The 24,059-nt window shown below is 70.7% G+C and carries 21 protein-coding genes and 1 pseudogene; 11 read left to right on the forward strand and 11 right to left on the reverse strand.

The features are described 5' to 3' along the window. The first annotated feature begins 461 nt into the window (after positions 1–461). The 4 genes from D473_RS0116990 to ligD all read left to right on the forward strand — a co-directional run bounded on the left by D473_RS0116990 (position 462) and on the right by ligD (position 4,766). Positions 462–1,241 (forward strand): electron transfer flavoprotein subunit beta/FixA family protein, encoded by a 780-nt coding sequence (locus D473_RS0116990; protein ID WP_033353530.1) that lies wholly within the window; start codon positions 462–464, stop codon positions 1,239–1,241. 35 nt (positions 1,242–1,276) lie between these two features. Beyond that, positions 1,277–2,221 carry an electron transfer flavoprotein subunit alpha/FixB family protein gene (locus D473_RS0116995; protein ID WP_017610248.1) on the forward strand — a complete coding sequence of 315 codons (945 nt, stop codon included), beginning with the start codon at positions 1,277–1,279 and terminating at the stop codon, positions 2,219–2,221. 185 nt (positions 2,222–2,406) lie between these two features. After that, positions 2,407–3,894, forward strand: a complete 1,488-nt coding sequence (locus D473_RS0117000; RefSeq protein WP_017610249.1) for an aldehyde dehydrogenase family protein — start codon at positions 2,407–2,409, stop codon at positions 3,892–3,894. Next, positions 3,891–4,766 carry a non-homologous end-joining DNA ligase gene (ligD, locus tag D473_RS0117005; protein WP_026127043.1) on the forward strand — a complete coding sequence of 292 codons (876 nt, stop codon included), beginning with the start codon at positions 3,891–3,893 and terminating at the stop codon, positions 4,764–4,766. Before D473_RS0117000 ends, ligD begins: the two co-directional genes overlap by 4 nt. 138 nt (positions 4,767–4,904) lie before the next feature. Here ligD and D473_RS0117010 read toward each other — a convergent pair whose 3' ends face one another. Together D473_RS0117010 and D473_RS0117015 are read right to left on the reverse strand one after the other, a co-directional pair. Continuing rightward, positions 4,905–5,669: a class I SAM-dependent methyltransferase gene (locus D473_RS0117010; RefSeq protein ID WP_017610251.1), complete on the reverse strand. Its 765-nt coding sequence runs from the start codon at positions 5,667–5,669 to the stop codon at positions 4,905–4,907. Further along, complete coding sequence (locus tag D473_RS0117015) at positions 5,666–6,406, reverse strand: methyltransferase domain-containing protein (RefSeq protein WP_017610252.1); 741 nt, start codon at positions 6,404–6,406, stop codon at positions 5,666–5,668. The genes D473_RS0117010 and D473_RS0117015 overlap by 4 nt, the downstream gene beginning before the upstream one ends. A gap of 175 nt (positions 6,407–6,581) precedes the next feature. Here D473_RS0117015 and D473_RS0117020 point away from each other — a divergent pair, with 175 nt between their 5' ends. Both D473_RS0117020 and D473_RS0117025 read left to right on the forward strand, forming a co-directional pair. Continuing rightward, a complete protein-coding gene (locus tag D473_RS0117020; protein ID WP_017610253.1) occupies positions 6,582–8,633 on the forward strand; it encodes a hypothetical protein in 2,052 nt (683 codons plus the stop codon). Positions 8,634–8,799: 166 nt separating this feature from the next. Further along, a complete protein-coding gene (locus D473_RS0117025; protein ID WP_017610254.1) occupies positions 8,800–9,255 on the forward strand; it encodes a nitroreductase family deazaflavin-dependent oxidoreductase in 456 nt (151 codons plus the stop codon). 45 nt (positions 9,256–9,300) lie between these two features. Here the strand turns inward: D473_RS0117025 and D473_RS25785 are convergent. Further along, a pseudogene (locus D473_RS25785) lies at positions 9,301–10,567 on the reverse strand (acyltransferase family protein). 269 nt (positions 10,568–10,836) lie between these two features. On the opposite strand from D473_RS25785, the gene D473_RS0117035 reads away from it, so the two are divergent. The 4 genes from D473_RS0117035 to D473_RS0117050 are packed head-to-tail and all read left to right on the forward strand — an operon-like array spanning position 10,837 to position 14,766. Further along, positions 10,837–11,757 carry a DUF3068 domain-containing protein gene (locus tag D473_RS0117035; RefSeq protein ID WP_017610257.1) on the forward strand — a complete coding sequence of 307 codons (921 nt, stop codon included), beginning with the start codon at positions 10,837–10,839 and terminating at the stop codon, positions 11,755–11,757. A 28-nt stretch (positions 11,758–11,785) separates the two neighbouring features. Continuing rightward, positions 11,786–12,664, forward strand: coding sequence for a decaprenyl-phosphate phosphoribosyltransferase (locus D473_RS0117040; RefSeq protein ID WP_017610258.1), 879 nt, complete (start codon positions 11,786–11,788; stop codon positions 12,662–12,664). Next, positions 12,661–14,013, forward strand: a complete 1,353-nt coding sequence (locus D473_RS0117045; RefSeq protein WP_017610259.1) for an FAD-binding oxidoreductase — start codon at positions 12,661–12,663, stop codon at positions 14,011–14,013. The genes D473_RS0117040 and D473_RS0117045 overlap by 4 nt, the downstream gene beginning before the upstream one ends. A gap of 3 nt (positions 14,014–14,016) precedes the next feature. After that, complete coding sequence (locus tag D473_RS0117050; protein WP_017610260.1) at positions 14,017–14,766, forward strand: SDR family NAD(P)-dependent oxidoreductase; 750 nt, start codon at positions 14,017–14,019, stop codon at positions 14,764–14,766. Between the two features lie 57 nt (positions 14,767–14,823). Here the strand turns inward: D473_RS0117050 and D473_RS0117055 are convergent, their stop codons facing one another. From D473_RS0117055 to D473_RS0117080, 6 genes are all read right to left on the reverse strand, one after another. Next, positions 14,824–15,810: an oxygenase MpaB family protein gene (locus D473_RS0117055; RefSeq protein ID WP_017610261.1), complete on the reverse strand. Its 987-nt coding sequence runs from the start codon at positions 15,808–15,810 to the stop codon at positions 14,824–14,826. A 48-nt stretch (positions 15,811–15,858) separates the two neighbouring features. After that, the gene (locus D473_RS0117060; RefSeq protein WP_017610262.1) at positions 15,859–16,842 is read right to left on the reverse strand and encodes an oxygenase MpaB family protein; all 984 of its coding nucleotides are present in this window, start codon (positions 16,840–16,842) and stop codon (positions 15,859–15,861) included. 180 nt (positions 16,843–17,022) lie between these two features. Further along, positions 17,023–17,601: a GTP-binding protein gene (locus tag D473_RS0117065; protein ID WP_026127045.1), complete on the reverse strand. Its 579-nt coding sequence runs from the start codon at positions 17,599–17,601 to the stop codon at positions 17,023–17,025. Next, entirely contained in the window at positions 17,582–18,055 is a 474-nt protein-coding gene (locus tag D473_RS0117070) for a DUF742 domain-containing protein (protein WP_017610264.1), read from the reverse strand. Before D473_RS0117070 ends, D473_RS0117065 begins: the two co-directional genes overlap by 20 nt. An 8-nt stretch (positions 18,056–18,063) precedes the next feature. Continuing rightward, complete coding sequence (locus tag D473_RS0117075; protein WP_026127046.1) at positions 18,064–18,519, reverse strand: roadblock/LC7 domain-containing protein; 456 nt, start codon at positions 18,517–18,519, stop codon at positions 18,064–18,066. A gap of 2 nt (positions 18,520–18,521) precedes the next feature. Then, a complete protein-coding gene (locus D473_RS0117080; RefSeq protein ID WP_017610266.1) occupies positions 18,522–21,137 on the reverse strand; it encodes a sensor histidine kinase in 2,616 nt (871 codons plus the stop codon). A 547-nt stretch (positions 21,138–21,684) separates the two neighbouring features. Between D473_RS0117080 and D473_RS0117085 the strand changes: the two genes are divergently transcribed. Then, on the forward strand, positions 21,685–22,788 hold the full coding sequence (locus tag D473_RS0117085; protein ID WP_017610267.1) for a hypothetical protein: 1,104 nt from the start codon (positions 21,685–21,687) through the stop codon (positions 22,786–22,788). Positions 22,789–22,818: 30 nt separating this feature from the next. Here the strand turns inward: D473_RS0117085 and D473_RS0117090 are convergent, their stop codons facing one another. Continuing rightward, positions 22,819–23,214 (reverse strand): DUF3592 domain-containing protein, encoded by a 396-nt coding sequence (locus D473_RS0117090; protein ID WP_026127047.1) that lies wholly within the window; start codon positions 23,212–23,214, stop codon positions 22,819–22,821. 58 nt (positions 23,215–23,272) lie between these two features. Further along, positions 23,273–23,911, reverse strand: a complete 639-nt coding sequence (locus tag D473_RS0117095; protein WP_017610269.1) for a TetR/AcrR family transcriptional regulator — start codon at positions 23,909–23,911, stop codon at positions 23,273–23,275. Positions 23,912–24,059 lie beyond the last annotated feature (148 nt).

The raw sequence follows: 24,059 nt of genomic DNA on the forward strand, positions 1-24,059 counted from the left end.
TACTGACGACCACGTAGACCGTCAGGTGTTGCGAGGACCCCAAGAATCCGCCACGCTCGGCGTCCGGCCGGGTCCTCGTGTGTGCTGTGCCACTTCTGTGGGCTTCGGCAGGTGGATGCACCGATGCGCCCGGGACGGCCCGAGCTAGGCTGATTCGTGGTGCTGCCAGGAGCGGGTCCGCTTCGCGGAGGCCGGGCGGCCGAGCTGCCGCGGCCCTCTGGCGTCCTGTGGCCCCGCTCTGGTTAGGGTTTCCTAAGTAACAGTGGAGGCCATGGCTTGGTCTCTTGGCTACTAGCCAGTAACATACGTGTAGAGCACACCGCGGGACCGGCCTTGACGTGAATACCGGCCCCGCCGTCGGATGACCGAACGGCATTCGGCATTGTTGGCAGTACGGGGCGCGCCAGCGTCCGTCCGCCGGACGGCGGATCATGGGAGTGCAGGGAGGTCGGCCACCGGCCATGAATATTGTCGTATTGGTCAAGCAGGTCCCGGACACGGCGACCGAGCGGAAGCTGAACGAAGAAGACAACACGCTCGACCGCGCAGCGTCCGACGGTGTCATCAACGAGCTGGACGAGTACGCCGTCGAAGAGGCGCTCCAGCTCAAGGAGAAGCACGGCGGCGAGGTCACCGTCCTGACGATGGGCCCGGACAAGGCCAAGGACACCATCCGCAAGGCCCTGTCCATGGGTGCGGACAAGGCCCTCTGGGTCAAGGACGAAGCGCTGCACGGCTCCGACGCCCTGCAGACCGCCTACACCCTCTCCAAGGCCCTGGGCAGCATCGAGTACGACGTCGTCGTCCTCGGCTCGGAGTCCACCGACGCCCGTACCGGTGTCCTCGGTGCCGCACTCGCCGAGTACCTCGGTGCCCCGCAGCTCACCCTCGCGGGCAAGGTCGACGTCGACGGCAGCGCCATCAAGGTGCAGCGCCAGACCGACTACGGCCACGACGTCGTCGAAGCGCAGCTGCCGGCCGTCGTCTCCGTCGTGGAGAAGATCAACGAGCCGCGCTACCCCTCCTTCAAGCTCATCATGCAGGCGAAGAAGAAGCCCATGGAGGAGAAGACCGCAGCGGACCTCGGTATCGAGGCCGACAAGATCGGGCTGGCCAACGCCACCACCGAGACCGTGGACTTCGCCGCTGCGCCGCCGCGCGCCGCGGGCACCATCGTCAAGGACGAGGGGGACGGCGGCAGCAAGGCCGCCGACTTCCTCGCCGAGAAGAAGTTCGTGTAGGTCCGGCGAGAGACGCAAGGAAGGGTTCAAGGATTATGGCTGAGGTCCTCGTCCTCGTCGACCATGTCGACGGAGAGGTCAAGAAGGTCACGACCGAGCTGCTCACCGCTGCCCGCCGCATCGGCGAGCCCGCCGCGGTGTGGGTCGGTGACGGCGCAGAGAAGGGCAAGGCCGCTCTGGCCGAGTTCGGTGCCGAGAAGGTCTACGTGGCTCCGGCCGAGCTGAACGACTACGTCGTCGCTCCCACCGCCGAGCTGCTCGCGAAGCTCGCCCAGGACCAGGGCGCCGCCGCGGTCCTGGTCTCGGCCACCAACAGCAACAAGGAGATCGCCGGCCGCGCCGCCGTGAAGCTGGGCTCCGGCGTGCTGACCGACGTCGTCGACGTCACCGCCGACGTCGTCACCGAGCACAGCATCTTCGGTGGCGCCACCGTCACGCACGGCCGCGTCAAGGCCGGTGTCCCGGTCGTCGCGATCCGCCCGAACTCGGTGGTCCCGGAGGCCGTCTCCGGCGCCGCCGCCGAGGAGTCGGTCTCCCTCGACATCTCCGACGCCGCCAAGGGCGCCAAGGTCGTCGAGCGTGTCGTCGTCGAGCAGGGCGAGCGCCCCGAGCTCACCGAGGCCGCGGTCGTCGTCTCCGGTGGCCGCGGTGTCGGCGAGGGCAGGTTCGGCGTCGTGGAGGAGCTGGCGGACAGCCTCGGCGCCGCCGTCGGCGCTTCCCGCGCCGTCGTCGACTCGGGCTGGTACCCGAACCAGTTCCAGGTCGGCCAGACCGGTAAGACGGTCAGCCCGAACCTGTACGTCGCGCTCGGCATCTCCGGTGCGATCCAGCACCGCGCCGGCATGCAGACCGCGAAGAACATCATCGCGGTCAACAAGGACCCCGAGGCGCCGATCTTCGAGCTGGCCGACTTCGGTGTCGTGGGTGACCTGCACTCGGTCACCCCGCAGCTCACCGAGGAGATCAACAAGCGCAAGTGAGGCGCATCGCCCGCTCCTCGCAGCGACGCCCGGCCGGGTACGCCCGGCCGGGCGTCGACGTGTTCGGGGCGGGTGCTGCCGCGGGTGAGGGTTCCGTTTTGTGGTGATCCGAAGCTAGTTGTCGTTTTTGTGGCGCAGGGTTCGGGCACGGTGGTCCTCGCGGACCCTCGTCCTCGGGAGGAACGATGAGCGACGCACGGACACCGGAGCCCTACGGCGGTTTCGACACGATGGTCGTCGGAGGGCGGGCCTGGACCGGCTCCTCCGGCACCGAGCACCAGAACGTCAACCCCTACGACGACACTCCGCTCGGCCGGATCCGCTTCGCCGACGCCGACGACGTCGAGAACGCCTACCGGGTCGCGGCCGACGCACAACCCGAGTGGGCAGCGACCCCGGCCACCGAACGCTCCGCCCTGTTCCTGCGGGCCCTGGACCTCATGGACCGGCGCCGGGACGAGATCCTCACGTGGCTCGTCCGTGAGGTCGGGGCGGTCCGTCAGCGCGCCGAGCTCGAGTGGTCGCTCGTGCGCGCCGGCATGGTCGAGGTGATCAACCACCCCACACGGGTCTCCGGACGGATCCTGCCCGGAATCACCCCCGGCAAGGAGAACCGGGTCTACCGCGAACCCGTCGGGGTGGTCGGGACCATCACCCCGTGGAACTTCCCCATGCAGCTGTCCCACCGCTCCATCGCGCCCGCGATCGCCCTCGGCAACACGGTCGTGCTCAAACCGGCCGAGGACTCACCGGTCACCGGCGGACTGCTGCTCTCCCGCATCTACGAGGAGGCCGGGCTCCCGCCCGGGGTGCTCAACGTCGTCATCGGCAAGGGCAGCAAGATCGGCGACGCACTCGTCACCAGCCGTGTGCCCTCGCTGATCTCCTTCACCGGATCGACCTCCGTGGGCAGCCACATCGCCGCGCAGTCACCGTTGAAGAACCACGCCCTGGAGCTGGGCGGGAACGGGCCCCTGGTGATCCTCGACGACGCCGACGTGGACCGCGCGGCCGACGCCGCCGTCTTCGGCTCCTTCTACCACCAGGGCCAGATCTGCATGGCCACGAACCGGATCGTCGCCCAGTCGGGGGTGTACGAGGAGATCGTCGACCGGGTCCGCGAACGCGCCCAAGGCCTGCGGACCGGCGACCCCGCGGGCAGCGACACCCAGATCGGGCCGATCATCAACGACAGCCAGCTCACCAACATCCGGGACGTCATCAGCCGCTCGGTGGACGGCGGTGCCGAGCTGCTGGTCTCCGGGGACCCCACGGGGCCCGCGGGGCGGGTCCTGCCGCCGCATGTGCTGGTGGGCGGCAACAGCGTGGCCACCGCCGCCGAGGAGGTCTTCGGCCCCGTCGCCACCATCGTGCGCGCCGAGAGCGAGGAAGAGGCCCTCCACATCGCCAACGACACCGACTACGGGCTCTCCAGCGCGGTGTTCACCGAGGACATGGAACGCGGCGTGCGCTTCGCCCGGCGGGTGCGGGCCGGCATGACCCACGTCAACGACACCACCGTCAACGACGAACCCAACACGGCCTTCGGCGGCGAGAAGAACTCCGGGATCGGGCGGTTCGGCGGTGTGTGGGCCATCGACGACTTCACCACCGACCACTGGGTCAGCGTGCAGCACACCGCACGCGAACTGCCCTTCGGGGTGGAGGAATGACCCCAGCGACGCAGGTACGCGCGGGACGGCGCGTGGTGCGGGTCAAGCGCCCGGACAAGTCGCTCTTCGGCGAGGGCGGGGCGACCAAGTTCGATCTGGCCCGGTACTACACACGTGTCGCCCCGCTCATGCTCCCGCAGGTGCGCGGGCGTCCCGTGGCCCTGGAGCGCCTGCCCGACGGCATCGACGGCGAACGGTTCTACGTCAAGCACCCCCCGGCGCCGGACTGGGTGCGGCACGTGCGGACCAGCGGCGGGCGCATGATCATGTGCCAGGACACCGCCGCGCTGGTCTGGTGCGCCGACCAGGCCGCTCTCACCCAGCACGTGTGGCTCTCGCGCGAACCGCGCCTGGGCCGTCCCGACCGGATGGTCCTGGACCTCGACCCGCCCGGCGGCGGCGCGGAGGCCTTCGACGCCTGCCGTGCCGCCGCGCACGAGGCCCGGGAGGTGCTGGAAGGCCTGGGGTTGGCGGCCTACGTCATGACCACGGGCTCGCGCGGACTGCACGTCCACTCGCCGCTGCGCCCCGAGCTGGAGGACCAGGAGGTGCGCGACATGGCACGGGCCATCGCCGAACGCGTCGCGGCGGGACGGCCCGACGACCTCACCACCGAGGTGCGCAAGGACGCCCGGCGCGGCCGACTGTTCGTGGACTACCTGCGCAACGGGCGCGAGCAGTTGGCCGTGGCGCCCTACGCGGTACGGGCGCGTCCCGGCGCACCGGTCGCCACGCCTGTCACGTGGGTGGAGCTGGACCGGTTGGAGTCCGCCGGGGACTTCACCATCGACCACGAACGCACCGACTGCCCCTTCCGGGGCATGGGCACCCACGCACGTTCGCCCCGCAAGGCCCTGCGCCGCCTCGGATGAGACCTCTGCGTGTGCGGCGGGCGCCGGACGCGGGGAGGGCGACAGGGCCGCCGTCAGCGGGCCGGCGGTGGCGCGGGGCCGCTGACGGTGGCCGAGGCCGGTTCTGGCGGCAAGAGCCGGAACCGGGGCGTGCGGGGGTCAAGCGGAACGCTTGCGCAGTACCAGCAACAGGTTCCAGGTGATGACCTCGCGCAGGAACGGCACGTGCACGATCGGCTTCAGCCAGGTGGGCAGGTACCGCGGCCGGAGGTCGACCGGTTCCACGTCCGGGTGCGAGCGCGCCCACCGCAGCATCTCCTTGGCGTGCGCGGCGTACATGCTCCGTCCGAAGTCGTTCTTCGGGCGGTGGCCGTGCTTGCGCGCGAAACGTTCTGCTGCGTAGGAACCGCCCAGGTAGTGCCAGGGCGAGGTCTCGTGCCCGCCCCACGGCGACAGCCACAGCGTGTACGACAGGTACACCAGGCCGCCGGGCCGGGTCACCCGCACCATCTCGTCGGCCATACGGGTGCGGTCGGGCACGTGTTCCAGCACGTTCGAGGACAGGCACACGTCCACCGAACCGCCGCGCAGGGGCAGGTCCAGCGCGCTGCCCTGGACACCGTGGACATCGGCGGAACGCCCGTGCAGGCGCATCTCGTGCGCGTCGGCGTCCACGCACACACAGAGTGCGCCCTCCCCGCGCAGCGCGTCGGCGAAGTACCCGGGACCGCCGCCCACGTCCACGACCGTGCGACCGTCCAGCGGGGTGTAGGAACGCAGCTGGTCGACGGTGTCGCGGGCCAGCTTCCCGTAGAAGAAGGCGGGGTCGGTCTGCTCCTTGCGGAAGGCCGAGAACAGCCCCACCGAACGCCCCAGCGTCGCCCGGAACGGCAGGAGCTCCTCCGTGCGTGTACCGGTGGTCATGCCTGGCTCTCCGCTCCCACGACGACGTAGTGGCGCCGGTGCTCCCAGTGGTCGCCGCCCCAGTACCGGTCCGAGGCCGCGATCCGCGAGTGCGGCAGCAGTTCGGCCAGGCGCGCGGCGGGCAGCGTGTGCATGCGCATCGGCGCCGGGTACCGCAGGATCACCTTCTGGGCCAGAGCAACCAGCGGCCAGGGCAGGAAGCGGAAGACCAACCCCTTGAAGGTCGCCCGGACCCGCTCGGGCACACCCAGCACCAGCACCCCGCCGGGACGGGTCACGCGCGCGAACTCGCGCACGTACCCTTCGGCCAGGCCCGGGGGCAGGTGCTGCAGGACCAGGTCGGTGTAGACCAGGTCGAAGCTGTCGTCCCCGAACCGCGACAGGTCCGGGCGCTCGTTCAGCTCGAAGGTGAGGCGCCCGCCGGAGCGGTCCAGGCGCCGCGCCTCGTCCAGCATCGGTTCCGAGATGTCCACGCCCACGACCTCGTCGAAGTACGAGGCCAGGGCGTTGGAGAGCCGTCCTGCCCCGCACCCGAAGTCCAGGACCCGGCCCCCGCCCGGGGACACGCCGAGGTCGCGCATGCGCGAGACGGCGGGGTCGATCTCCGCGCGACCGGAGGCGAGGAACTCGTCGTCGTCCCAGCCGCCGTCCCGCTTCCCGGGATCCACACACACCGCCCACAACGGTTCGGTGGCCCCCAGACGGGTCCAGTCGCGCCGGACCTGTTCGAGCCCCACGGGCCTCACCCCCACGGTTGCACGACCCCAGCCGGACACGCGGAAATGGAGCGTGTTCCTGTTCTGCACGCACGGTCAGCGTGGACCTGCGATAACGGTCGAGGAAAAAAGTGGAACATGTTGTATTCTGGCACCCCTTTTCCGGGATGGCCAATAAGTGCTGGGAGAGAACTCCATGGAGCCCGACTCCGAGGGCAGGCAGGTAGAGGGCGACCCGTCCGGGGAGGGCGCCAACAGGGTACGCCGCCCGGCCGAGGAGCCCGACGGGGAGGGCCCCTCCTTCGGTGAAGTCCTGCGCGGCGCCGCCGCCGGACTCCGCGGGCTGCTCCGCGACCGTGTGTTCCTGGCAGGACTGGCGATCGCGGCGCTGGCGGTGCTCCTCCGCGCCTACGTGCTCACCCAGTCGAACTTCGTCGAGGACGATTACCTCTTCTTCGCGGCCGCCGACGCCGGAGAACTCAGCCCCGACTACCTCTTCGACCTGCACAAGGGCCACCTCATGCCGGGGGCGCTCTTCCTGGTCTACTTCCAGACCGTGTTCTGGCCCTACCAGTGGTGGCTCAGCGCCGGCGTGATGCTGGTGGTGCAGGCCGCCGCCCTCCTCGCCTTCCTGCGCCTGCTGTGGGAACTCTTCGGCCGCCGCTGGGCCCTGCTGGTGCCCCTGACGGTCTTCGCGTTCGCCCCGCTGACCGTGCCGGTCCTGGGCTGGTGGTCTGCGGCGCTCAACGCGGTGCCCCTCCAACTCGCCCTCGCCCTGGCACTGCTGTGGACCGTGCGCCACCTGCGCACGGGGGAGCCCCGCACCGCCTGGCTCGCCGCCGGCGCGATCGTGTTCGGGATGTTCTTCACCGTCAAGGCCGTGTTCCTGCCGGTGCTCGCCCTCGCCGTCGCGGTGGCCTACCTCTACCCGGGCGGGCTGCTGGTGTCGCTGCGCCGGGCCTGGGAACTGCACCGCCCCTACTGGGCGACCATGGCCGGGCTCTTCGCCGCCTATACCGCGTTGTACCTGGGACGCATGGCCTCGGCCGAGAGCTCCGACGGGGCCGGGGTCCCCGAGAGCGAGTCCGCGTGGGGCATCGCGCGCGGGCTGATCACCGAGGTCTTCCCCGTGGGTGCTCTGGGAGGCCCGCTGGAATGGGGACCGGTCACCCCCACCGGCGGACTCATCGACCCGCGCGGCTGGGTGGTCCTGGCGGCCTGGGCCGTGTTGGGCGTGATCGTGCTGGCCGGCGTGTGGATGCGCAGGCGTGCGTGGCGGGCCTGGGCGCTGCTCCTGGGGTACCTGGTGGTCGTGGACGTCCTGCCCACGATCATCGCCCGCGCCCGGTTCCAGGACGTGGTCGGCGCCGACCCGCGCTACGTCGCCGACGCCGCCATGGTCTTCGCGCTGTGCCTGGCGCTGGCCTTCCTGCCCACCCGTGAGGAACGGGCCCGCGCCCATGTGGGCTCGGCGGGGGAAGGACGTTCCGACCTGCGTCCCTACCGGGTTCGTGTGCGCCGCACCACCCGGGTGGCGGCCGTCGCGGCGACCGTCGCGTACGCGGCCGCGGCGGTGTGGTCCACCCACACCTACGCGCGCACCCTCGAGGGCGATTACCTCGGGTCCTACCTCGGCTCGGTGCGTGCCTCGTTGTCGGACGTACCGGAGGAGGGCGGGCTGTACTCCACCCCGGTGCCCGAAGACATCATCGTGGAGTGGAACGGCCAGTACCGGCTCAGCTCCTGGGCGCTCTCCCCACTGGCCGACGACGAGACCGCCGAACGCATGCGGGTACCGGAACAGGCCGACACCGCCCACGTCTTCGACGGCGGCGGCGACCTCGTACACGCTGCTCCCGGGGAGGACTCCGCGGTCTTCGTGCCCGAGGAGGGCGAGAAATGCCTGGAGACGTGGGACGGCGTCATGTCCTGGCCGGTGGAGGCCGACGGCGGCCCCTCGCAGGTCGTCACGATCGGCTACGAGTCCGAGGAGGAGACCGATTCGGTGCTGTTCCTGGGCGAGGACTTCGTGGAACTGGAACTGCCCGGGGCCGAGGAGGACGGTGTCCGGTTCGTGCCCTCGGGTGCGCCCGCGCAGCAGTTGGCCCTGCACACCGAGGAGGACGCGGTGTGCGTGAACTGGGTCTCGGTGGGCGTGATGGGCCCGGCCGAGGACGATGAGCGGTGGTTGCCGGCCGGGGACGAGCGTTCCGATCCCGACGAGGACACCGGCGGCGGGGATGCCTAGGTCGGAGGCGGAGGAGGATGCCCGGATGTGAGGGCGGACCGGAGACCGCGACCCTGGCGCCGGAACCCGGTGGCCCCGGCGCCGTAGGGCATGTCGAACCCGTCTCCCGGCGGGCCCGTGCCACCATCGGGATGGTTCGATCGCCCCCTCTTTCCGAAGGAGCACGATGAGCACGGAGCAGATCATCGAAGGCGAGTACGAGCCGAGTTCGGCCCGATGGGTCCGTGAACAGGTGGACCTGTACGAGCGGACCGGCGGCCGTGAGGGCGACACCCTCATGGACACCGGGATGCCGGTCGTCATCCTGACCACCCGCGGCCGCAAGAGCGGCAAGGTCCGCAAGTCCGCGGTCATGCGGGTCGAGCACGACGGGGAGTACGCGGTCGTCGGTTCCCTGGGCGGAGCGTCCGAGCACCCGTCGTGGGTGCACAACCTGCGTGCCGCCCCGGACGAGGTCGTCCTTCAGGACGGGCCCGAGCCCTTCGCCGCCCGTGCCCGTGAGGTGGAGGGCGACGAACGTGCCCGCTGGTGGGACCGGGCCGTGGAGGCCTTCCCGCCCTACGCCGAATACCGCGAGAAGACCGACCGCCACATCCCGGTCTTCGTCATCGGCCCGGCCTGAACCGGTCCGGGCCTCCGACCGGTAGGGGCCTCCGCCGAGTCCGCCTCAGGGGCGGTCGGTGGAGGCCTTCGCGGGCGGGGGTTCACGGAAGAACTTGCGGGACCACCGTCGGCTGGGTTCCTCCACCCACCGGAAGGTCGCCATGGCGAGCAGGACCGTCGCGATGGTCACCGGTACCACATCGAGCCAGAACGAGCCGGTGAAGATCTCCTGGCCGGTGAAGTCGCGCCACAGGTACAGCACCAGGAACTGCCACAGGAACACCCCGTAGGAGACCTTGGCCAGGAACTGCCACACGCGGTGGCGCAGCAGTGAGTCCATCCAGCGCCCCTCCCGCCAGGCGTCGGCGGTGCGCAGACGGTACGGGCCGTGGGTGGGGCGCGGGGCCAGCGCCGCGGGGGCGATGATGAAGAACGCGAATCCGATCCCGGCCAGCGATGCCACCGCAGAGGTCCAGATGTCGCCGGAACCGATGAACCGGCTGCCCGTCGCCTCGGTCGCGGTGAGGACGAAGAACCCGCCGGCGAGGAGCCAGCACACCCCGGGGGAGGCAGCGACAGTGCGGCAGAACCGGCGTACAGGGCCGTCCGGTCCCGGTTCCCGCCAGGCCCACTCGGACAGCACCGCCAGCGACATCCCGGTCGCGAACAGGCCCATCGAGCGCGGAAGCCAGGCGTGCATGTATTCACGCGGCTCCGGATAGAACTGCGGGATCAGCGCGAGCAACGCCAGGACCCCCACGGCGGCCAACCCCAGGAGCAGGCGCCGCCCGCGTGTGTCCACCGAGCGGCCCCGGCGCGCCCAAAGCGCCAGGAGCAGGGCGAAGGCCGGCAGCAGCAGATAGAAGCTGACCTCCACCGACAGGCTCCACATCTGCCCCAGGCCGTAGGGGCCGGTGCCCACCCAGTCGGGATCGGTGTTGAAGGTGAAGGTCAGGGTCATGNGCCGCCAGCGCGACGATCCAGTACGCGGGGAAGACCCGCACGACCCGCCGCCACAGGTAGGTGCGGGCGCGGGGTCCCTCGGTCCCGTCCAGGACGGCGCGGGCCCAGGGGCGGTACAACAGCACCCCGGAGAGTGCGAAGAAGAGCGGGACGGCCAGGTCGAGGGCGGACAGCAGCCCGCCCACGGGGCCGGGGCTCAGGGTGTCGCCGGTCTCCGTGGCCACGTGGAAGGCCAGAACCATGAGGGCGGCCATGGCGCGGATGCCGTCGAGCGTGTCGTGCCGGCCGCTGACCTGCGGAAGGACGAGATCGGGGTCGCCGGTGCTGCGCGTGCCGCCGTGCGGGGGCGCTGAGGGTGTGGGCGCCATGGGGCCTTCCGGGACGGTTGGGAGACGGAGCACGGGCGTCGGTGCGGCGCGGAGGCGGGAGCCATCAGGCACTCGGGCCCCACGTGTCAAGTAGAACCTGTTATAAAAATTAGGGCACGCCAGGGTGACGCCGTTCACTACTGGGGAGTAGTCTACTGGAACTGAAGCCAGTTTCACGGGGTCGATCGCTTCCCGGGCGTCCCCCCGGCCCCCTCCAACCCCAGCGAAGCCGTTCCAGAACCGGACTCTCATCACGCCCAGGAGGGCACATGCGCCGTACCGTCGCGGTCGTTCTCATTGCGTTGGGGGTCTTCTGCCTCGCCATGGCACCCCTCATGCGCACGTGGGTGGCCAGCTCCCTGATGAAGACCCCGCTGGACTACTACTCCGAATTGGTCAACACAGGGCAGGCAGACTACTTCAACATCGAGGACGTCGAACAGGTCGAGGACGCCGAGGTCGAAGCGCACACGACCGTGCGTGCCGACGTGGCCTCCAGCAGCGACGAGACCGTCGTCTGGGACCAGTTCACCTGGATCAAGGACGGCGAGACCGACTTCGGTATCTCCTCCACCAGCCGCCGCGCCGGCCACGACCGTGTGACCGGTGAGGGCGTCGACTGCTGCGATCCGATGGTCGACGACGCCTCCGTCACCCAGGACGGCCAGCTCTGGAAGTTCCCGTTCTTCACCGAGCAACGGGACTACGAGTTCTACGAGACCACCGTCCAGGAGACCCTCCCGATCGAGTTCGACGGGGTCGAGACCATCGACGGGGTGGAGGCCTACCGGTTCGTCCAGACCGTCGAGCCCACCGTCATCGACGAACAGACCGTTCCGCGCGACGTCGCCGGCCTCGGAGGGGACGGCGACGTCACCGGCGACGTCGAGTACTCGGTCACCCGCACCTACTGGATCGAACCGACCTCCGGTGCACCCATCAACCTCAGCGAGGACCAGAAGCGCGTCGTCGTCGTCGACGACGAGGAGGTCCTGACCATGCTCGAGGGCGAACTGAGCTACGACGACGCGACCATCGACAGCGCCATCGAGAACACCGAGCAGGCCCGCCAGTTCCTGCCGTTGCTCCACACCGCGCTGCCCATCGCCTCCCTCATCGTGGGTGTGGGCCTCATCGGCGTGGCCGTCGTGCTCCTGGTGACCGGCCGTCGCGGTGAACGGCAGGAGTGATCCCCGCCCGCCGGCACCCGGGCCCCCGGTGCCCGGCCGGGCCTCTTCTTCCACGGCCGCGCAGGGTGCGCTCGCCCCGGCTCTGCTGAGGGCCTGCCGCCCCCGTCAGTGGCCGAAGAACCTCCTGGTCCTGGCCGCGCCCGCCGCGGCCGGGGCCCTCTCCGAGCCCTCCGCGTGGCTCCTGTGCGGTGCCGTGGTCGCCCTGTTCTGCCTGGCGGCGAGCGGCACCTACCTGCTCAACGACGTGCGCGACGTCGAGAGCGACCGCGTGCACGAACGCAAACGCCACCGTCCCGTCGCCTCGGGCGCCCTGCCGCTGCCGACGGCGCTCGTGGCCGGGCCGGTGATGACCGCCGCGGCACCGTTGCTGTCCCTGCTGCTGGACGCCCCCGTCCTCACCGTGGTCATCACCGGCTACGTGCTGCTGACGGCCGCCTACACGCTCCTGCTCAAGAACGTCGTGTTCGTGGACCTGCTCTCCGTGGCCGGATGCCATGTGCTCCGCGCCGCCGCCGGGGCCGCCGCCGTGGGTGTGTCCATGTCCGGATGGTTCGTGCTCGTGGTCGCGATGGGTGCGCTTCTCCTGGTCAGCGGAAAACGGGAAGCCGAACGCCGCGGGTCCACACCAGCGCGACGCATCCTCGGGGCGTACACCGCCCCGTTCCTGACCGGGCTGAGGATCGCCGTCTCGGCCGTGCTCGTGGTCACCTACTGCCTCTGGGCGCTCTCCCAAGGGCCCTGGCACGCGGCGAGTGTCGTGGCCCTGTTCGCCTGTACGCTTCGCTACAACATGCTCGTGGACCGCGGGGCCGGAGAGGAACCCGAGGAGATCGCCCTGCGCGACCGGCCTCTCCAGAGCGCCCTCGTGGTCCTCATGGCCCTGGTGGGAATGGGGATCTACCCGTGACCGTGCTCCTGAGCGGATGGGGCGGGACCGCACCCTCCGCAGCCCGTGTGGTGCGCCCGCGCGACACCGGCCAGGTCGCCCGCGCGCTGGCCGCGGCCGGCCCCCGGGGCGCGCTGCCCCGCGGCCTGGGGCGTTCCTACGGCGACGCCGCGCAGGACGCCGGCGGGACCGTACTGGACTGCACCGAACTCACCGGCCCCGTGCGCCTGGATCCCGAACGGGGCGAGGCCACCGTGGCCGCGGGGACCCCGCTCGGACGGATCTCCGCGGGACTGCTGCCACGTGGACACGCCCTCCCGGTGGTGCCGGGAACCCGCCACGTCACCCTCGGCGGGGCGATCGCCGCGGACGTGCACGGCAAGAACCACCACGCCGACTCCTCCCTGGGCGCACACGTACGGTCGCTGACCCTGGTCACCCCGGACGGCACGGTGCGGCGGCTGCGCCCCGACGAGGGCGAGACCGAACTGTTCTGGGCCACCGTCGGCGGCATGGGACTGACCGGGGTCGTCACCGAGGCCACCTTCGCCACCCTGCCCGTGACCACGGCCCACGCACGGGTGGACACCGACCGGACCGCGGACCTGGACACGACCTTGGAGCTGCTCTCGCGCGACAGCGGCCACCGGTACTCGGTGGCCTGGGTGGACCTGCTCGGGGGAGGGCGTTCGATCGTCTCCCGCGCCGACCACGCCGGGGTGCAGGACCTGCCCGCGCGGTCGCGGCGTGCGCCGTTGTCCGGCGGCGGTCCGGGAGCGGCGCCGACCGTACCGGTGACGGCGCCGCGCGGGCTCTTCAACCGCTGGACCGTCGCCGCCTTCAACCACGCCTACTACCACCGGGCACCGCTGCGGCGACGGGGCCGGGTGCAGCCCCTGGCGGAGTTCTTCCATCCCCTGGACGGGCTCCGTGCCTGGAACCGCGCGTACGGGCCCGCGGGCGCGGTGCAGTACCAGTGCGTGGTCCCGCTGGGGGAGGAGGACACCCTGCGTGCGGTGGCCGCGGACCTGGCGCGCGTACCCACGTTCCTGGGTGTGCTCAAGAGGACGGGGCGGGCCGTCCCCGCGCCGTTGTCCTTTCCCCGGCCCGGATGGACACTGGCCGTGGACCTGCCCGCCGACCTGCCCGGGCTGCGCGTACTCCTCGACCGCCTCGACGAGCGTGTGCTGGCGGCCGGTGGGCGTCTGTACCTGGCCAAGGACGCCCGGGCCCGTCCGGAGACCGTCCGTGCCATGTATCCCGGCCTGCCCGACTGGCGGCGTACGTGCGCGCGCGCCGACCCGGACGGGGTCATGGTCTCCGACCTGGCCCGACGCCTCGACCTGAGAGCCCGACCCGAGAAGGAGTGACCCATGCGCGACGCCGTCGGATCGGTGAGGTCCGTGCTGTTGTTGGGAGGGCGCAGCGAGATCGGCCTGGCCGTCGTCGAGCGCCTGGTGCGCGAGGGCGCTCGCGAGGTGGTGCTGGCCGCCCGCGGCGGGGCCGAGGTGCCGCACACACTCGCCGCGCTGGAACCGGAGGTGCACTCGCTGGACTTCGACGCCGCACTGTACGGGACCCACGCCGGCACCGTGGACGCGGCCGTGGAACTCGTCGGCGACCTGGACGTGGTCGTGGACGCCTTCGGTGTGCTCGGCGACCAGGCCGCCTACGAGGCCGACCCGGTCTCCGCCGCGCGGGACAGCGCCGTCAACTACACCGGGCACGTGTCCGTGGACCTGGCGGTGGCCACGCGCCTGCGCGAGCAGGGGCACGGGACGCTCGTGGTGCTGTCCTCGGTCGCCGGTGTGCGCACGCGCCGGTTCAACTACGTCTACGGCTCGGCCAAGGCCGGCCTCGACGGGTTCGCCCAAGGGCTGGGCGACGCGCTCCACGGCACCGGGGCGCGGGTCCTGGTGGTGCGTCCCGGTCACGTGCCGACACAGATGTCGCGCCACGTGGACCCCGCGCCGTTCCCCGCCACCCCGGGCCAGGTCGCCGCGGCCGTCGCCCGCGGACTGCGCACCGGGGCCCACACGGTCTGGGCCCCGCCGGTCCTGTGGCCGCTGTTCACGGTGCTGCGCACGCTCCCGCGCCCTCTGTGGCGCCGGCTCGGCCGCTGATCCGCCCCCGCGCGGGCGACCCCGCCCCACCGGGGACGGTGTCCGGAGCGGCCGCGCTCACGCGTGCCCGTCAGCGGCGGACCCCGCCTCGCTCGGCTGCTCCCGTGTCGAGGGACCGGGGTCGCCGCCGGGCCCGTACAGATCCTGGTGCGCGACCGGGTCGACGTCGTGCGCCACGGGGCAGCTCGCCGGGAAGGTCCCGATCCTGGACGGGTGGTAACCGTCCGGGTAGCTGCGGATGTTGGGGTTGTCCGACGCCCAGAGCGGTTCCTCGCGCGGCTTCATCCGCCGCACGACCTTCGCGCGCAGCTTCAGCGCGATGTCGGCGCCCTTGCGCCAGCCCCTGGACGGTTTCTCGTAGCGGAACGTCTCGATGAGCGAGTCGTCCAGGATCGCCATCGAGAACTTGCGTGCGGGGGCCGAGAGGCGCTCGGGGTAGAAGGACACCATCAGGTCGAGGGTGGAGTCGGAGACCGCACGCCCGCCGTCGGTGTAGGCGAAGTTCTCCGCCTCGTAGGTGTCCATGAGCTCTCGGAACCCCTCGTAGGTCTCGGGGACGTGCTTGATCCCCATGTACGTGCCGAGGGTCCGGTAGTAGTGCGTGATGCCGGAGATCTCGTGCTCGGACAGGCGGCGCCAGCCGTACCCGTAGTCGTTGAGCCAGCGCACCGGCATGACCACGAAGGTGCTCAGCACGTAGCGGTAGTCGTCGTTGCTGATGTCGTAGGAACGGTGCATCTGGTTCATGCGGCGCAGCGCGTCCCGGCCTCTACCGGGCTCGAACCCGTGCTGGACCATGTCGCCCAGGATCAGCGCGGTGTCGTCGTAGCGCTTCCGGGTGTTGCCGGTGAACTCGTCGGTCCTGCCCAACAGCGCCCCGATGGACGGTACGGCATAGGTGCGGTACAGGGCGATCCCGAGGGCCCTGGCCATGTCCCAGGGGAACTCGTGGGACTGCAGGATCTGCATGATCCGCACACAGTCCTTCTCGGGATCCAGGCGGTGGATCTCGTCGCGGAGGTCGAAGCGCTTGAGGCGCGTCATTCAGGGGTTCCTCGGGGTTTCGTGTGGGGGTTGCCGGAGGCGGGCCCGTCAGGGACGCTGCGGGTCGTTCTCACCGGTGGGCTCGGCCGGGACCTGCGGGGGCAGGGCCTGGCCGGGGGCGGGCACCCGTGTGCCGGTGGTGCCGAGCTCCTGGGTGCGCATGCCGTGCGGGACCGGGCAACCCTGAGGGAAGGTACCGATCCGGGAGGGGTCGTAACCGTCGGGGTACATCTTGACGTTCGGGCTCATCCGGGCCCAGCGCGGCTCCTTGCGCGGAGGCATGCGGCGCACGACCTTCGCGCGCAGCTTCAGGGCCCCGTTGGCTGAGGCGCGCCAGAACCCGGAGGGCTGCGGGTAGCCGAAGGCCTCGAGGAGCGAGTCCTCCAACAGCGCCTTGGTGAAGGGGCGCACCAGGGGACGCTGCCAGGCCGGGTAGAAGTCCACCATGAGTCCGAGCGTGGCGTCGGAGACCGCCCGCCCGCCGTCGGTATAGGCGAAGTACTCGCGCTCGTAGTCCTCGAGGAGCTGGTGGAAGGCCGCGTAGGTCTCGGGGATGTGCTTGATCCCCATGTGCTTGCCGAGCTTGCGGTAGTAGTTCGTGCTCGCCGCGATCTCGTGGTCGCTCACACGGCGCCAGCCGTACCCGTAGTCGTTGAGCCAGCGCACCGGCATGACCACGAAGGTGCTCAGCACGTACAGGTAGTCGTCGTTGCTGATGTCGTAGGAACGGTGCATCTGGTTCATGCGGCGTAGTGCGTCACGCCCGCGCCCCGGACCGAAACCGTGTTCCAGGATGTCGTTGAGGATCAGAGCCGTGTCGTCGTACCGGTGCTGTGTGCGCTCGGTGAACTCCTGGGTGCGGGCCAGGAGCTCGCCGACGCTCGGCACGGCGTAGGTGCGGTACAGCGCAAGCCCCAGTGCCTGCTCGATGTCCCACGGGAATTCGTGCGTGCTCAGGATCCGTACGATCTGTTCGCAGTCGGACTCGGCATCCATCTCGTGGATACGGTCGCGCCAATCGAACCGCTTCATATGGACAAACCCCACTCGCCTTCGTGCGCCCCGCCATGACGGGATCGTGGTCACCGGGTTGCTCGGAACCCCTGTCGAAACGGAGGTTCCTGCGGGGCGTACTTTACCCGGAAGGCGCGCGTGTCCAAGGGATGGAGGGTGTCCCGGGCCCCGTGTGCAGGGCCCGGGCGGTGTCGCGTCTCAGGCAGCCATCTGCTCGGCGACCCGGTTGACCAGTGTCAACAGCACTTCTTTGGAGGATTCGCGTTGGCGGGCGTCGGTCAGGATCACCGGGATCGACGCGTCGAGGCTCAGCGCATCGCGTACCTCGTCGGATTGATACAGGTGAGCGCCCTCGAAACAGTTGACCGCGACCACGAACGGCACACCGCGCCGCTCGAAGTAGTCCACGGAGGCGAAGCAGGTCTCCAGCCGGCGGGTGTCGGCGAGCACGATCGCACCGAGCGCCCCCTCCGACAACTCTTCCCACATGAACCAGAACCGCTCCTGGCCGGGGGTACCGAACAGGTACAGCACGAGGGAGTCGGTGATGGTGATACGGCCGAAGTCCAACGCGACCGTGGTGGTGGACTTGGCCTCCACCCCGGACAGGTCGTCGACCCCGTAGCTGGCCTCGGTCATCACCTCCTCGGTGCTCAGCGGGGCGATCTCGCTGACCGCTCCCACCAAGGTGGTCTTGCCGGCCCCGAAACCGCCCGCGACGAGGATCTTCAACGCGGAGGGGACAGGAGCCTGCGGGTCAGAGTCTCTGGATGCCATCGAGAACCGCCTGGAGTACGTCCCGGCTGACCGGGCTCTTCGCTGTGTAGGGGGCGCGGGCCAGGGCCAGCCCGCGGTTGAGGAGATCGCTGAGCAGTACCTTGACGACCGCGACCGGGATTTCCAGATGGGCGGAGACCTCGGCCACCGACTGGGGGCGCCGGCACAGCTCCAGGATGCGCAGCTGTTCGGGCTCCAGTTCCATCTCGTCGACCTCGGCGCGCTTGGCCGCGATGACGACGCTGATCATGTCCAGCTTGACGGTGTCGGCGTGGTTGCGCCCCTGGGCGATCACGTACGGCCGCACCAGAGGGCCTGCGTCGGGCCCGGGCGGGGGTTCGGATGAGGCCTTCTCCTCCGGTTGTGGAGCCGGCCGGGGGCGCCCGCCGCCCGCCTCCCGCATGGGGAGGTGGTGCGGCAGGGCCTCATGACCGTAGTCGTCGTGTGCTTGCATGCTGTCCCCTATCGCGTGGCTTCCCCGGACGCGTTCGCGCTTCGGGGGGCGGCGTCGAGGTAGCGGCCGACCTGTTCGACCAGCACGTTCATCTCGTAGGCGATCATGCCCACGTCGGAGCTCTCCTCCGCGATGACCGCGAGGCAGGCCCCGCGGCCGGCACCGGTGACGAAGAGGTAGGCGCTCTCCATCTCCACGACGGTCTGGAGGACCTCGCCCCCGCCGAAGTGGCGGCCGGTGCCCCGGGCCAGGCTCTGGAACGCCGAGGCCACGGCGGACAGGTGCTCGGCGTCTTCTTTGATCAGGTCATGGGAGCGTCCGATCAGCAGTCCGTCGGCGGACAGGACGATGGCGTGTCGAGAGCCGACCGCACGGTCGAGCAGCTCGTCCAGCAACCAATTGATGTCCTTCTTGCCCGCGGCGTTTCCGTTTCCGCGCTCTGCGCTCTCGGGGGTACTCGTCACGGTCACTCGTCCTTGTCGGTCTCGTGGGTCTGCTTGCCGTCGCGCCGTCCGCGGTCAGTGCCCTTCTGGAACGCGGACATGTTCTTGCGCAGGCGCGCCAGCCGTTCGGCGCTGTTCATCTCACCGCCGGACGGGGCACCGGAGGGAGACTCCCCGGCGCCGGACGGAGCGGGGTCGGCGGCCAGCTGGGGGGCCAGATTCTCCTGGGGACGCCGTTTGGGCAGAGAGGGGCGCCCTCGGGCCTCACCGTCGGCCCCGGAGCTCTCGTTCGAATTCTCCTCTTCAGCGGGTACCGCGGCGATCTTGGAGGTACGGGTGGGCAGCGTGGGCCGCGAGGGGGCGGACCCGTTCGCGGTGCCCGGCTCCTGCGCGCCGGGACGGTCGGGGGCGTCGGCGAGGACGTCGGTACCGGCGGGAGGAGCGTCGGTACCGGCCACGCCATGGTCGTCTTCGGCCTGGGGGACCGGGGCGTCGGGAGCCTCGTTCTGTTCACCGGAACCGCCGGGGTGGGACGGCACCGAGGTCAGCACGGGCTTGGCCTGCTCGGTCTGCTGCTCCGTCGGCTCGGAGGGCTCGGAGGAAGCCCCTCCGCGCCCGGTGACCTGGCGGACCTCCCAGATGTCCTCGCCGGTGTCGGGGGAAGCGGGGAGCGAGGCGCGGTCCCCGGAGATGAGCTCCTGGGGCAGCAGCACGATGGCCTGCACACCGCCGTAGGGCGAAGCCCGCAAATGCACCTTGATGCCGTGGCGGTGGGCCAGGTGCGAGACCACGAACAGGCCCAGGCGCATCTTCTCGTTGAGCCGCATCACGTCGAACTCGGGGGGTTCGGCCAGAAGGCTGTTGGCCGAGGCGAGTTCGCCGTCGGACATGCCCAGGCCGCGGTCCTCGATCTCGACGGTGACACCGTTGGGGACGTCGTCGCTGCTCAGGCGCACGCTGGTGTGCGGGGGCGAGAACATGGTCGCGTTGTCGACGAGCTCGGCGACCAAGTGGATGACGTCGGCGACCGCGGGGCCGTTGAGGTTCACCCGGGCGAGGCGCTCGCGCTTGACGCGGGTGTAGTCGCCGGACTCGGAGATGGCGCCGCGCAGCACGTCGATGAGCGGCATGGGGCGGTGCCAGGTGCGGCCGGGGGCCTCCCCGCCCAGGATCAGCAGGTTCTCGGCGTTGCGGCGCGAACGGGTCGCCAGGTGGTCGAGCTTGAACAGCTGGGAGAGCTGATCGGGGTCCTCCTGCTCGCGTTCCATCCTGTCCAGCAGACGCAACTGGCGGTGGACCAGGGTCTGGCTGCGGTGGGCGATGTTGAGGAAGACACGGTTGACGCCGTGGCGCAGCTCGGTCTGTTGCACGGCCTCCTCGATGGCGGCGCGCTGGGCGGTGTTGAAGGCCTCGGCGACGTCACCGATCTCGTCGTCGGAGCGCTCCAGCTCGGGAATCGAGGTCCTGGTGTCCACACGCTCGCCGCGGTGGAGCCGGGCCATGAGGTCGGGCAGCTGCTTGCGGGACAGGTCGTCGGCGTCGTCGCGCAGTTTGAGGAGCTGGAAGGTGAGCTCTCGGGAGGAGCGGCGGGCCAGCAGCGTGGCACCGGTGATGACGGCGGCCACACCGAGGCTCCCGGCGATGGCGGTGCTGACCCAGGTGTTGGCGCCCGAGCGGGTCATGGCGGCGGCGTACTCGGCCTCGGCGGCGCCGATCGCGGTGAATTCGGCCAGGACCGGCTCGTATGCCTCGCGCCAGTCGCCGGCGTCCACGGGCATGGTCAGGTCGTCGACGCTCTCGGGTTCGAGGGTGATCGGGTCGGTGACGGTGCCGCTCTCGACCCGGCGGTCGATGATCTCCTGCTCGTACCCCTTGAGGCGCTCCCATTCGGGGCTGTCGAGAACGGCCTCGTGCCGCTCGAGCTGCTCCTCGGACAGGTAGCGGGCGTTGGCCTGGAGGAAGCCCTCGTAGGAGCCTACGAGGCGGGTGAACTCGCGCTGGTCCTCGACGGTGAGTTCGCCGGTGCTGAGGGCGCGGGCGAGCTGCGCGTCGGCCTTGGAGAGGGTGTCGATCGTGCGGAACGTGTAGATGGCGCTGAAACCGGGGCTGATGGCGTCGCCGGTGTTGCCCTCGCGGCCCTGGGAGTCGAAGCTGTCGGCGCCGTGCAGGACGAGCTCGTTGTAGTAGTCCAGGACCTCGGCGCGGTCGGCTTCACCGGAGTCGACGGCGTTGCGGATCTGGTCGATGTCGACGTACATGTCGTGCAGCATCTCGATGTGCATGCCGCCCTCACCGGGGGCCATGTCGGCGAAGCCGATGAGGTCCTCGACGGTGGTGCCCAGGGTCTCGTCCGTGGACGCACGCGACTCGGCCAGTTCCTGCGAGAGCTGGGCGTCATCGGGGTTCTCGATGTGGGCGACGGTGACCGAGCGTTCCTCCATGGCGTCGACGAGGCCGACGGCCGCGGGGGTGACGAGGTCCTCGGTGGCGTTGGCGAGGACGAGCTGGAACACGGCCCAGGTGCCGAGGACGCCGGTGAGGACCAGCCACAGCGCGAGCAGTGCGCTGGTGGGAATCATGACCATCGCGCGGATACGGGCGGTGATGCTGCGCCCGCGTCGCTTGGGTACTGCCTGCACGGTTCTCCTGTCGATCCGCGTCGAAGTTCATCGGGTGCGGTGTGTCGCCGGGTGCTGAGGGGCACCTGGGGGACCCGCTCGGGGTGCGGGCTCGAGGGATGATCCCTGGGGCGCGGCGGCCCGGCCTGGGGTGTGACGCGGGACTACCGTAGGGTAACCACTCACGCGGCTTAGGGCGTTGGGGATCGTATCTCGCCCCGGAATCAGCGGATGATGCGGGGGATGTCGGCAGTCTGCCATGACGGGCGCGTATGTCCAGTCGAAGGCACATAACGTCTCGGAATACAACTGACTACCCAATGCTATATTGGGACAAAGGTCACATATGGTCGACGCAGGTCTTCCGAGGAGGCCTGTTGTGCGGGGAATCCTGTGCCGCGGGGATCCTGAGGCCGGGAAGAATATCCGAACGTTCCGGTGGAATACCCGGGCGCTCCGGCGAAGATTTTCCCGATCCACCGTCGCCCGCCCTCCCGGCCCGCTAGCGTGGCCCACCGGAACGCGCCCGCCGGGGTGCTCAACGACGACGGGTGGAGGCGGGCGAAGCATGGGGCGACCTTTCGACACCGGGGGACCGGCCGCCGTCGAGGCGGCCGTGGCACTGGTGCCGCTGCTGGTGGTGGTCGGGGCCGCGCTCCACCTGCGTGCACAGCACGCACGTTACGGGCCGATGTCGGGGACGCCCGGCCAACTCACGCTCCTGGCGCTCTACTCGGGCGCCGCACTGGTCGCCTACGCCGTCTGGCCGCTGCCCACCCACACCGACGGGCTCTGCGCCCACACCGCTGCCTCCACCGCACCGCCCGCCACCGGACACGGCCTGCCCGAACTCGCCCTGGCCGCCGCGGTCTTCCTGCCCGTGGGCCTGCTCGCCCGGTACCGGTTCCGCCGGGGACCGTGGGCCACCCTGGCCCTGGGAACGGCGCTCTCCCTCACGGTGGGCGCCGTCCGTGCCACCGGGCTCCTGGGTGTCTACCCCTGCGCCTACGCCGAGACCTCGTGGACCCTCGTGGCCATGGGTGTACTCGGCACCCTCCTGGGTTGGTTCGCCGCACGCCTGGCCCTGGGGACCGGGCCCGGGCGTCTGGCCCGCGGCTGGCCCGGGGCCGTGCCCGACCGTGCCGTCCCGGCCCTGACCCGGCGGCTCCTGTCCGGTCTCGTGGACCTGGGCCTGTGGTGGTTCGGCACCGCTTCCGCCCTCGCCCTGGCCCGCCTGTGGACGGATCGGGACCCCGCGCCCGAGACCGCCGGTACCGCGCTCCTGACCGCCGCCGTCGTGGGCGCCGCGGTACTCCCGCAGCTGCGCCGCGACCGCGCCACTCCCGGAGGGTCGGCCCTCCACTTGGGACTGGCCGGGGCACGTTCCGCGCACCCGGCCGCCCGGTGGCGGGTCCTGGTGCGCGCGCTCCTGCTGCCGTTGCCGGTCGCCCTGTCCCTCGTGCTCGCACCGCTCTGGCTCGCCCCGGTCCTGGTCGCCGTGCACACCGGCACCGCACTCCTGCGTCCCGACCGGGCCGGGCTCGCCGACCTGGCCACCGGCACCAGGGTCACCACCCGGGCGGCCCTCACCGGGGAGCTGCCCACTCGTCTCGTACGCCACCGCGAACCGGAGCCCGCGCTCGCCGGGACCGGCCCCGTGCCGGGGCCCTGAACCGTACCGGCAGGCCCCAGCCGCGCCGGTTCAGCTCCAGGCGAGGTACCCCAGAAGCAGACCGATGGCGGTCAGGCACAGGCCCAACCCGCCGAAGAGCACCCGCACGTAGTGCGTCATCCAGGGCCCCGACACGATCCGAGCACGCTCGGGGACGTCCGGGTCGTAGGAGACCGTGACGATCTCGCCCGAACGCGAGGCCGTCCACCCGGTGCTCTCGTGCTCGGCGTGCACCTCCACCCCGTCCTCGGTCCGGAACTGCACGATCATGCGCGCCGATGTCGAGGTCTCGTTGTAGCCGATGACCCGGCCCTTGGCGCGCACACCGTGGCGGAGCAACCGGAGTTCCGACCGGGTGTCCCGGGTGACGAACCACAACAGGACGACACCGCACGACAGGGGGAACAGGGGGTACAGCGCGGCCATGGAAGGGATCCTCTCGGGGACGGCGGTGAGGGGCGCGTCGGGCACGCACCGGCGCCGGTCAGACCGCTCCCTCCGAGGGACCGATCAGACCTTCGGCCATGTGGGCGAGGGTGGCGTGGATGTCCTCGACGGGCCGTTCCGGTTGGAGGTTACGCCAGTTCAACGCCACCGTCACAACCATGCCGAACAGAGCCGAGCCCGCCAGGTCCGTGTCCAGGTTCGGCCGCAGGCGGCCCCGTTCGGCCAATCGCTCCAGCCGGCCGGTGATGACCCCGATCGCCTCGGTGCGCAGCTGGTGCACGGTCGCGTACCAGGAGCGGTTGGTGCGCCAGGACTCCGCCATGAGCATCCGCGCCAGTTCCTCGTGCGTGCCGATGAAGACCACCCCCGCACGCAGCACCCGGACCAACGAGTCGCGCTCGTCCACACCCTCCTCCGGAGGCGGGACCGCTTCGCGCAGGGTGTCGGCCAAACGCGTGACCCCCCACTCCAACAGCGCGGTGTAGAGTTCCTCCTTGCCGCCGAAGTTGTAGTAGACGGTGCCCTTGGCCACTCCGGCCCGTTCGGCGATCTCGTCGACGGTGGTCACGTCGTAGCCGTGTTCGGCGATCAACGACAACGCGGCGTCGAAGAGGCGTTGCCGGGTGGCCTCGCGTCGTCCGGAGGCGCGCCCGCGGCGCGGGGTACTCGTGCTCATCCTGGTCCGGGGCACGCCCCGCGAGGGAACGCGCCCACTCCTTCCTGGTGACAGCGCACGGGGTGCGGGGCCGCGGACGGCCCGGGGCGGGTCGACCGCCCATTGTGCACCCTGCGGGTGTGTCCACGGGGGCCACACCCGCAGGGCC

Origin of the sequence: Nocardiopsis xinjiangensis YIM 90004, assembly GCF_000341145.1 — a bacterium.
Lineage (GTDB): Bacteria > Actinomycetota > Actinomycetes > Streptosporangiales > Streptosporangiaceae > Nocardiopsis > Nocardiopsis xinjiangensis.

Excerpts from the sequence above, each read along its gene's own strand:
- D473_RS0117000 (WP_017610249.1), top strand. The coding sequence starts at position 2,407 with ATGAGCGACGCACGGACACCGGAGCCCTACGGCGGTTTCGACACGATG.
- D473_RS0117095 (WP_017610269.1), bottom strand. The coding sequence starts at position 23,911 with ATGAGCACGAGTACCCCGCGCCGCGGGCGCGCCTCCGGACGACGCGAG.
- D473_RS0116990 (WP_033353530.1), top strand. The coding sequence starts at position 462 with ATGAATATTGTCGTATTGGTCAAGCAGGTCCCGGACACGGCGACCGAG.
- D473_RS0117065 (WP_026127045.1), bottom strand. The coding sequence starts at position 17,601 with ATGGCATCCAGAGACTCTGACCCGCAGGCTCCTGTCCCCTCCGCGTTG.
- D473_RS0117055 (WP_017610261.1), bottom strand. The coding sequence starts at position 15,810 with ATGACGCGCCTCAAGCGCTTCGACCTCCGCGACGAGATCCACCGCCTG.
- D473_RS0117010 (WP_017610251.1), bottom strand. The coding sequence starts at position 5,669 with ATGACCACCGGTACACGCACGGAGGAGCTCCTGCCGTTCCGGGCGACG.
- D473_RS0117050 (WP_017610260.1), top strand. The coding sequence starts at position 14,017 with ATGCGCGACGCCGTCGGATCGGTGAGGTCCGTGCTGTTGTTGGGAGGG.
- ligD (WP_026127043.1), top strand. The coding sequence starts at position 3,891 with ATGACCCCAGCGACGCAGGTACGCGCGGGACGGCGCGTGGTGCGGGTC.
- D473_RS0117060 (WP_017610262.1), bottom strand. The coding sequence starts at position 16,842 with ATGAAGCGGTTCGATTGGCGCGACCGTATCCACGAGATGGATGCCGAG.
- D473_RS0117085 (WP_017610267.1), top strand. The coding sequence starts at position 21,685 with ATGGGGCGACCTTTCGACACCGGGGGACCGGCCGCCGTCGAGGCGGCC.
- D473_RS0117020 (WP_017610253.1), top strand. The coding sequence starts at position 6,582 with ATGGAGCCCGACTCCGAGGGCAGGCAGGTAGAGGGCGACCCGTCCGGG.
- D473_RS0117070 (WP_017610264.1), bottom strand. The coding sequence starts at position 18,055 with ATGCAAGCACACGACGACTACGGTCATGAGGCCCTGCCGCACCACCTC.
- D473_RS0117090 (WP_026127047.1), bottom strand. The coding sequence starts at position 23,214 with ATGGCCGCGCTGTACCCCCTGTTCCCCCTGTCGTGCGGTGTCGTCCTG.
- D473_RS0116995 (WP_017610248.1), top strand. The coding sequence starts at position 1,277 with ATGGCTGAGGTCCTCGTCCTCGTCGACCATGTCGACGGAGAGGTCAAG.
- D473_RS0117025 (WP_017610254.1), top strand. The coding sequence starts at position 8,800 with ATGAGCACGGAGCAGATCATCGAAGGCGAGTACGAGCCGAGTTCGGCC.
- D473_RS0117035 (WP_017610257.1), top strand. The coding sequence starts at position 10,837 with ATGCGCCGTACCGTCGCGGTCGTTCTCATTGCGTTGGGGGTCTTCTGC.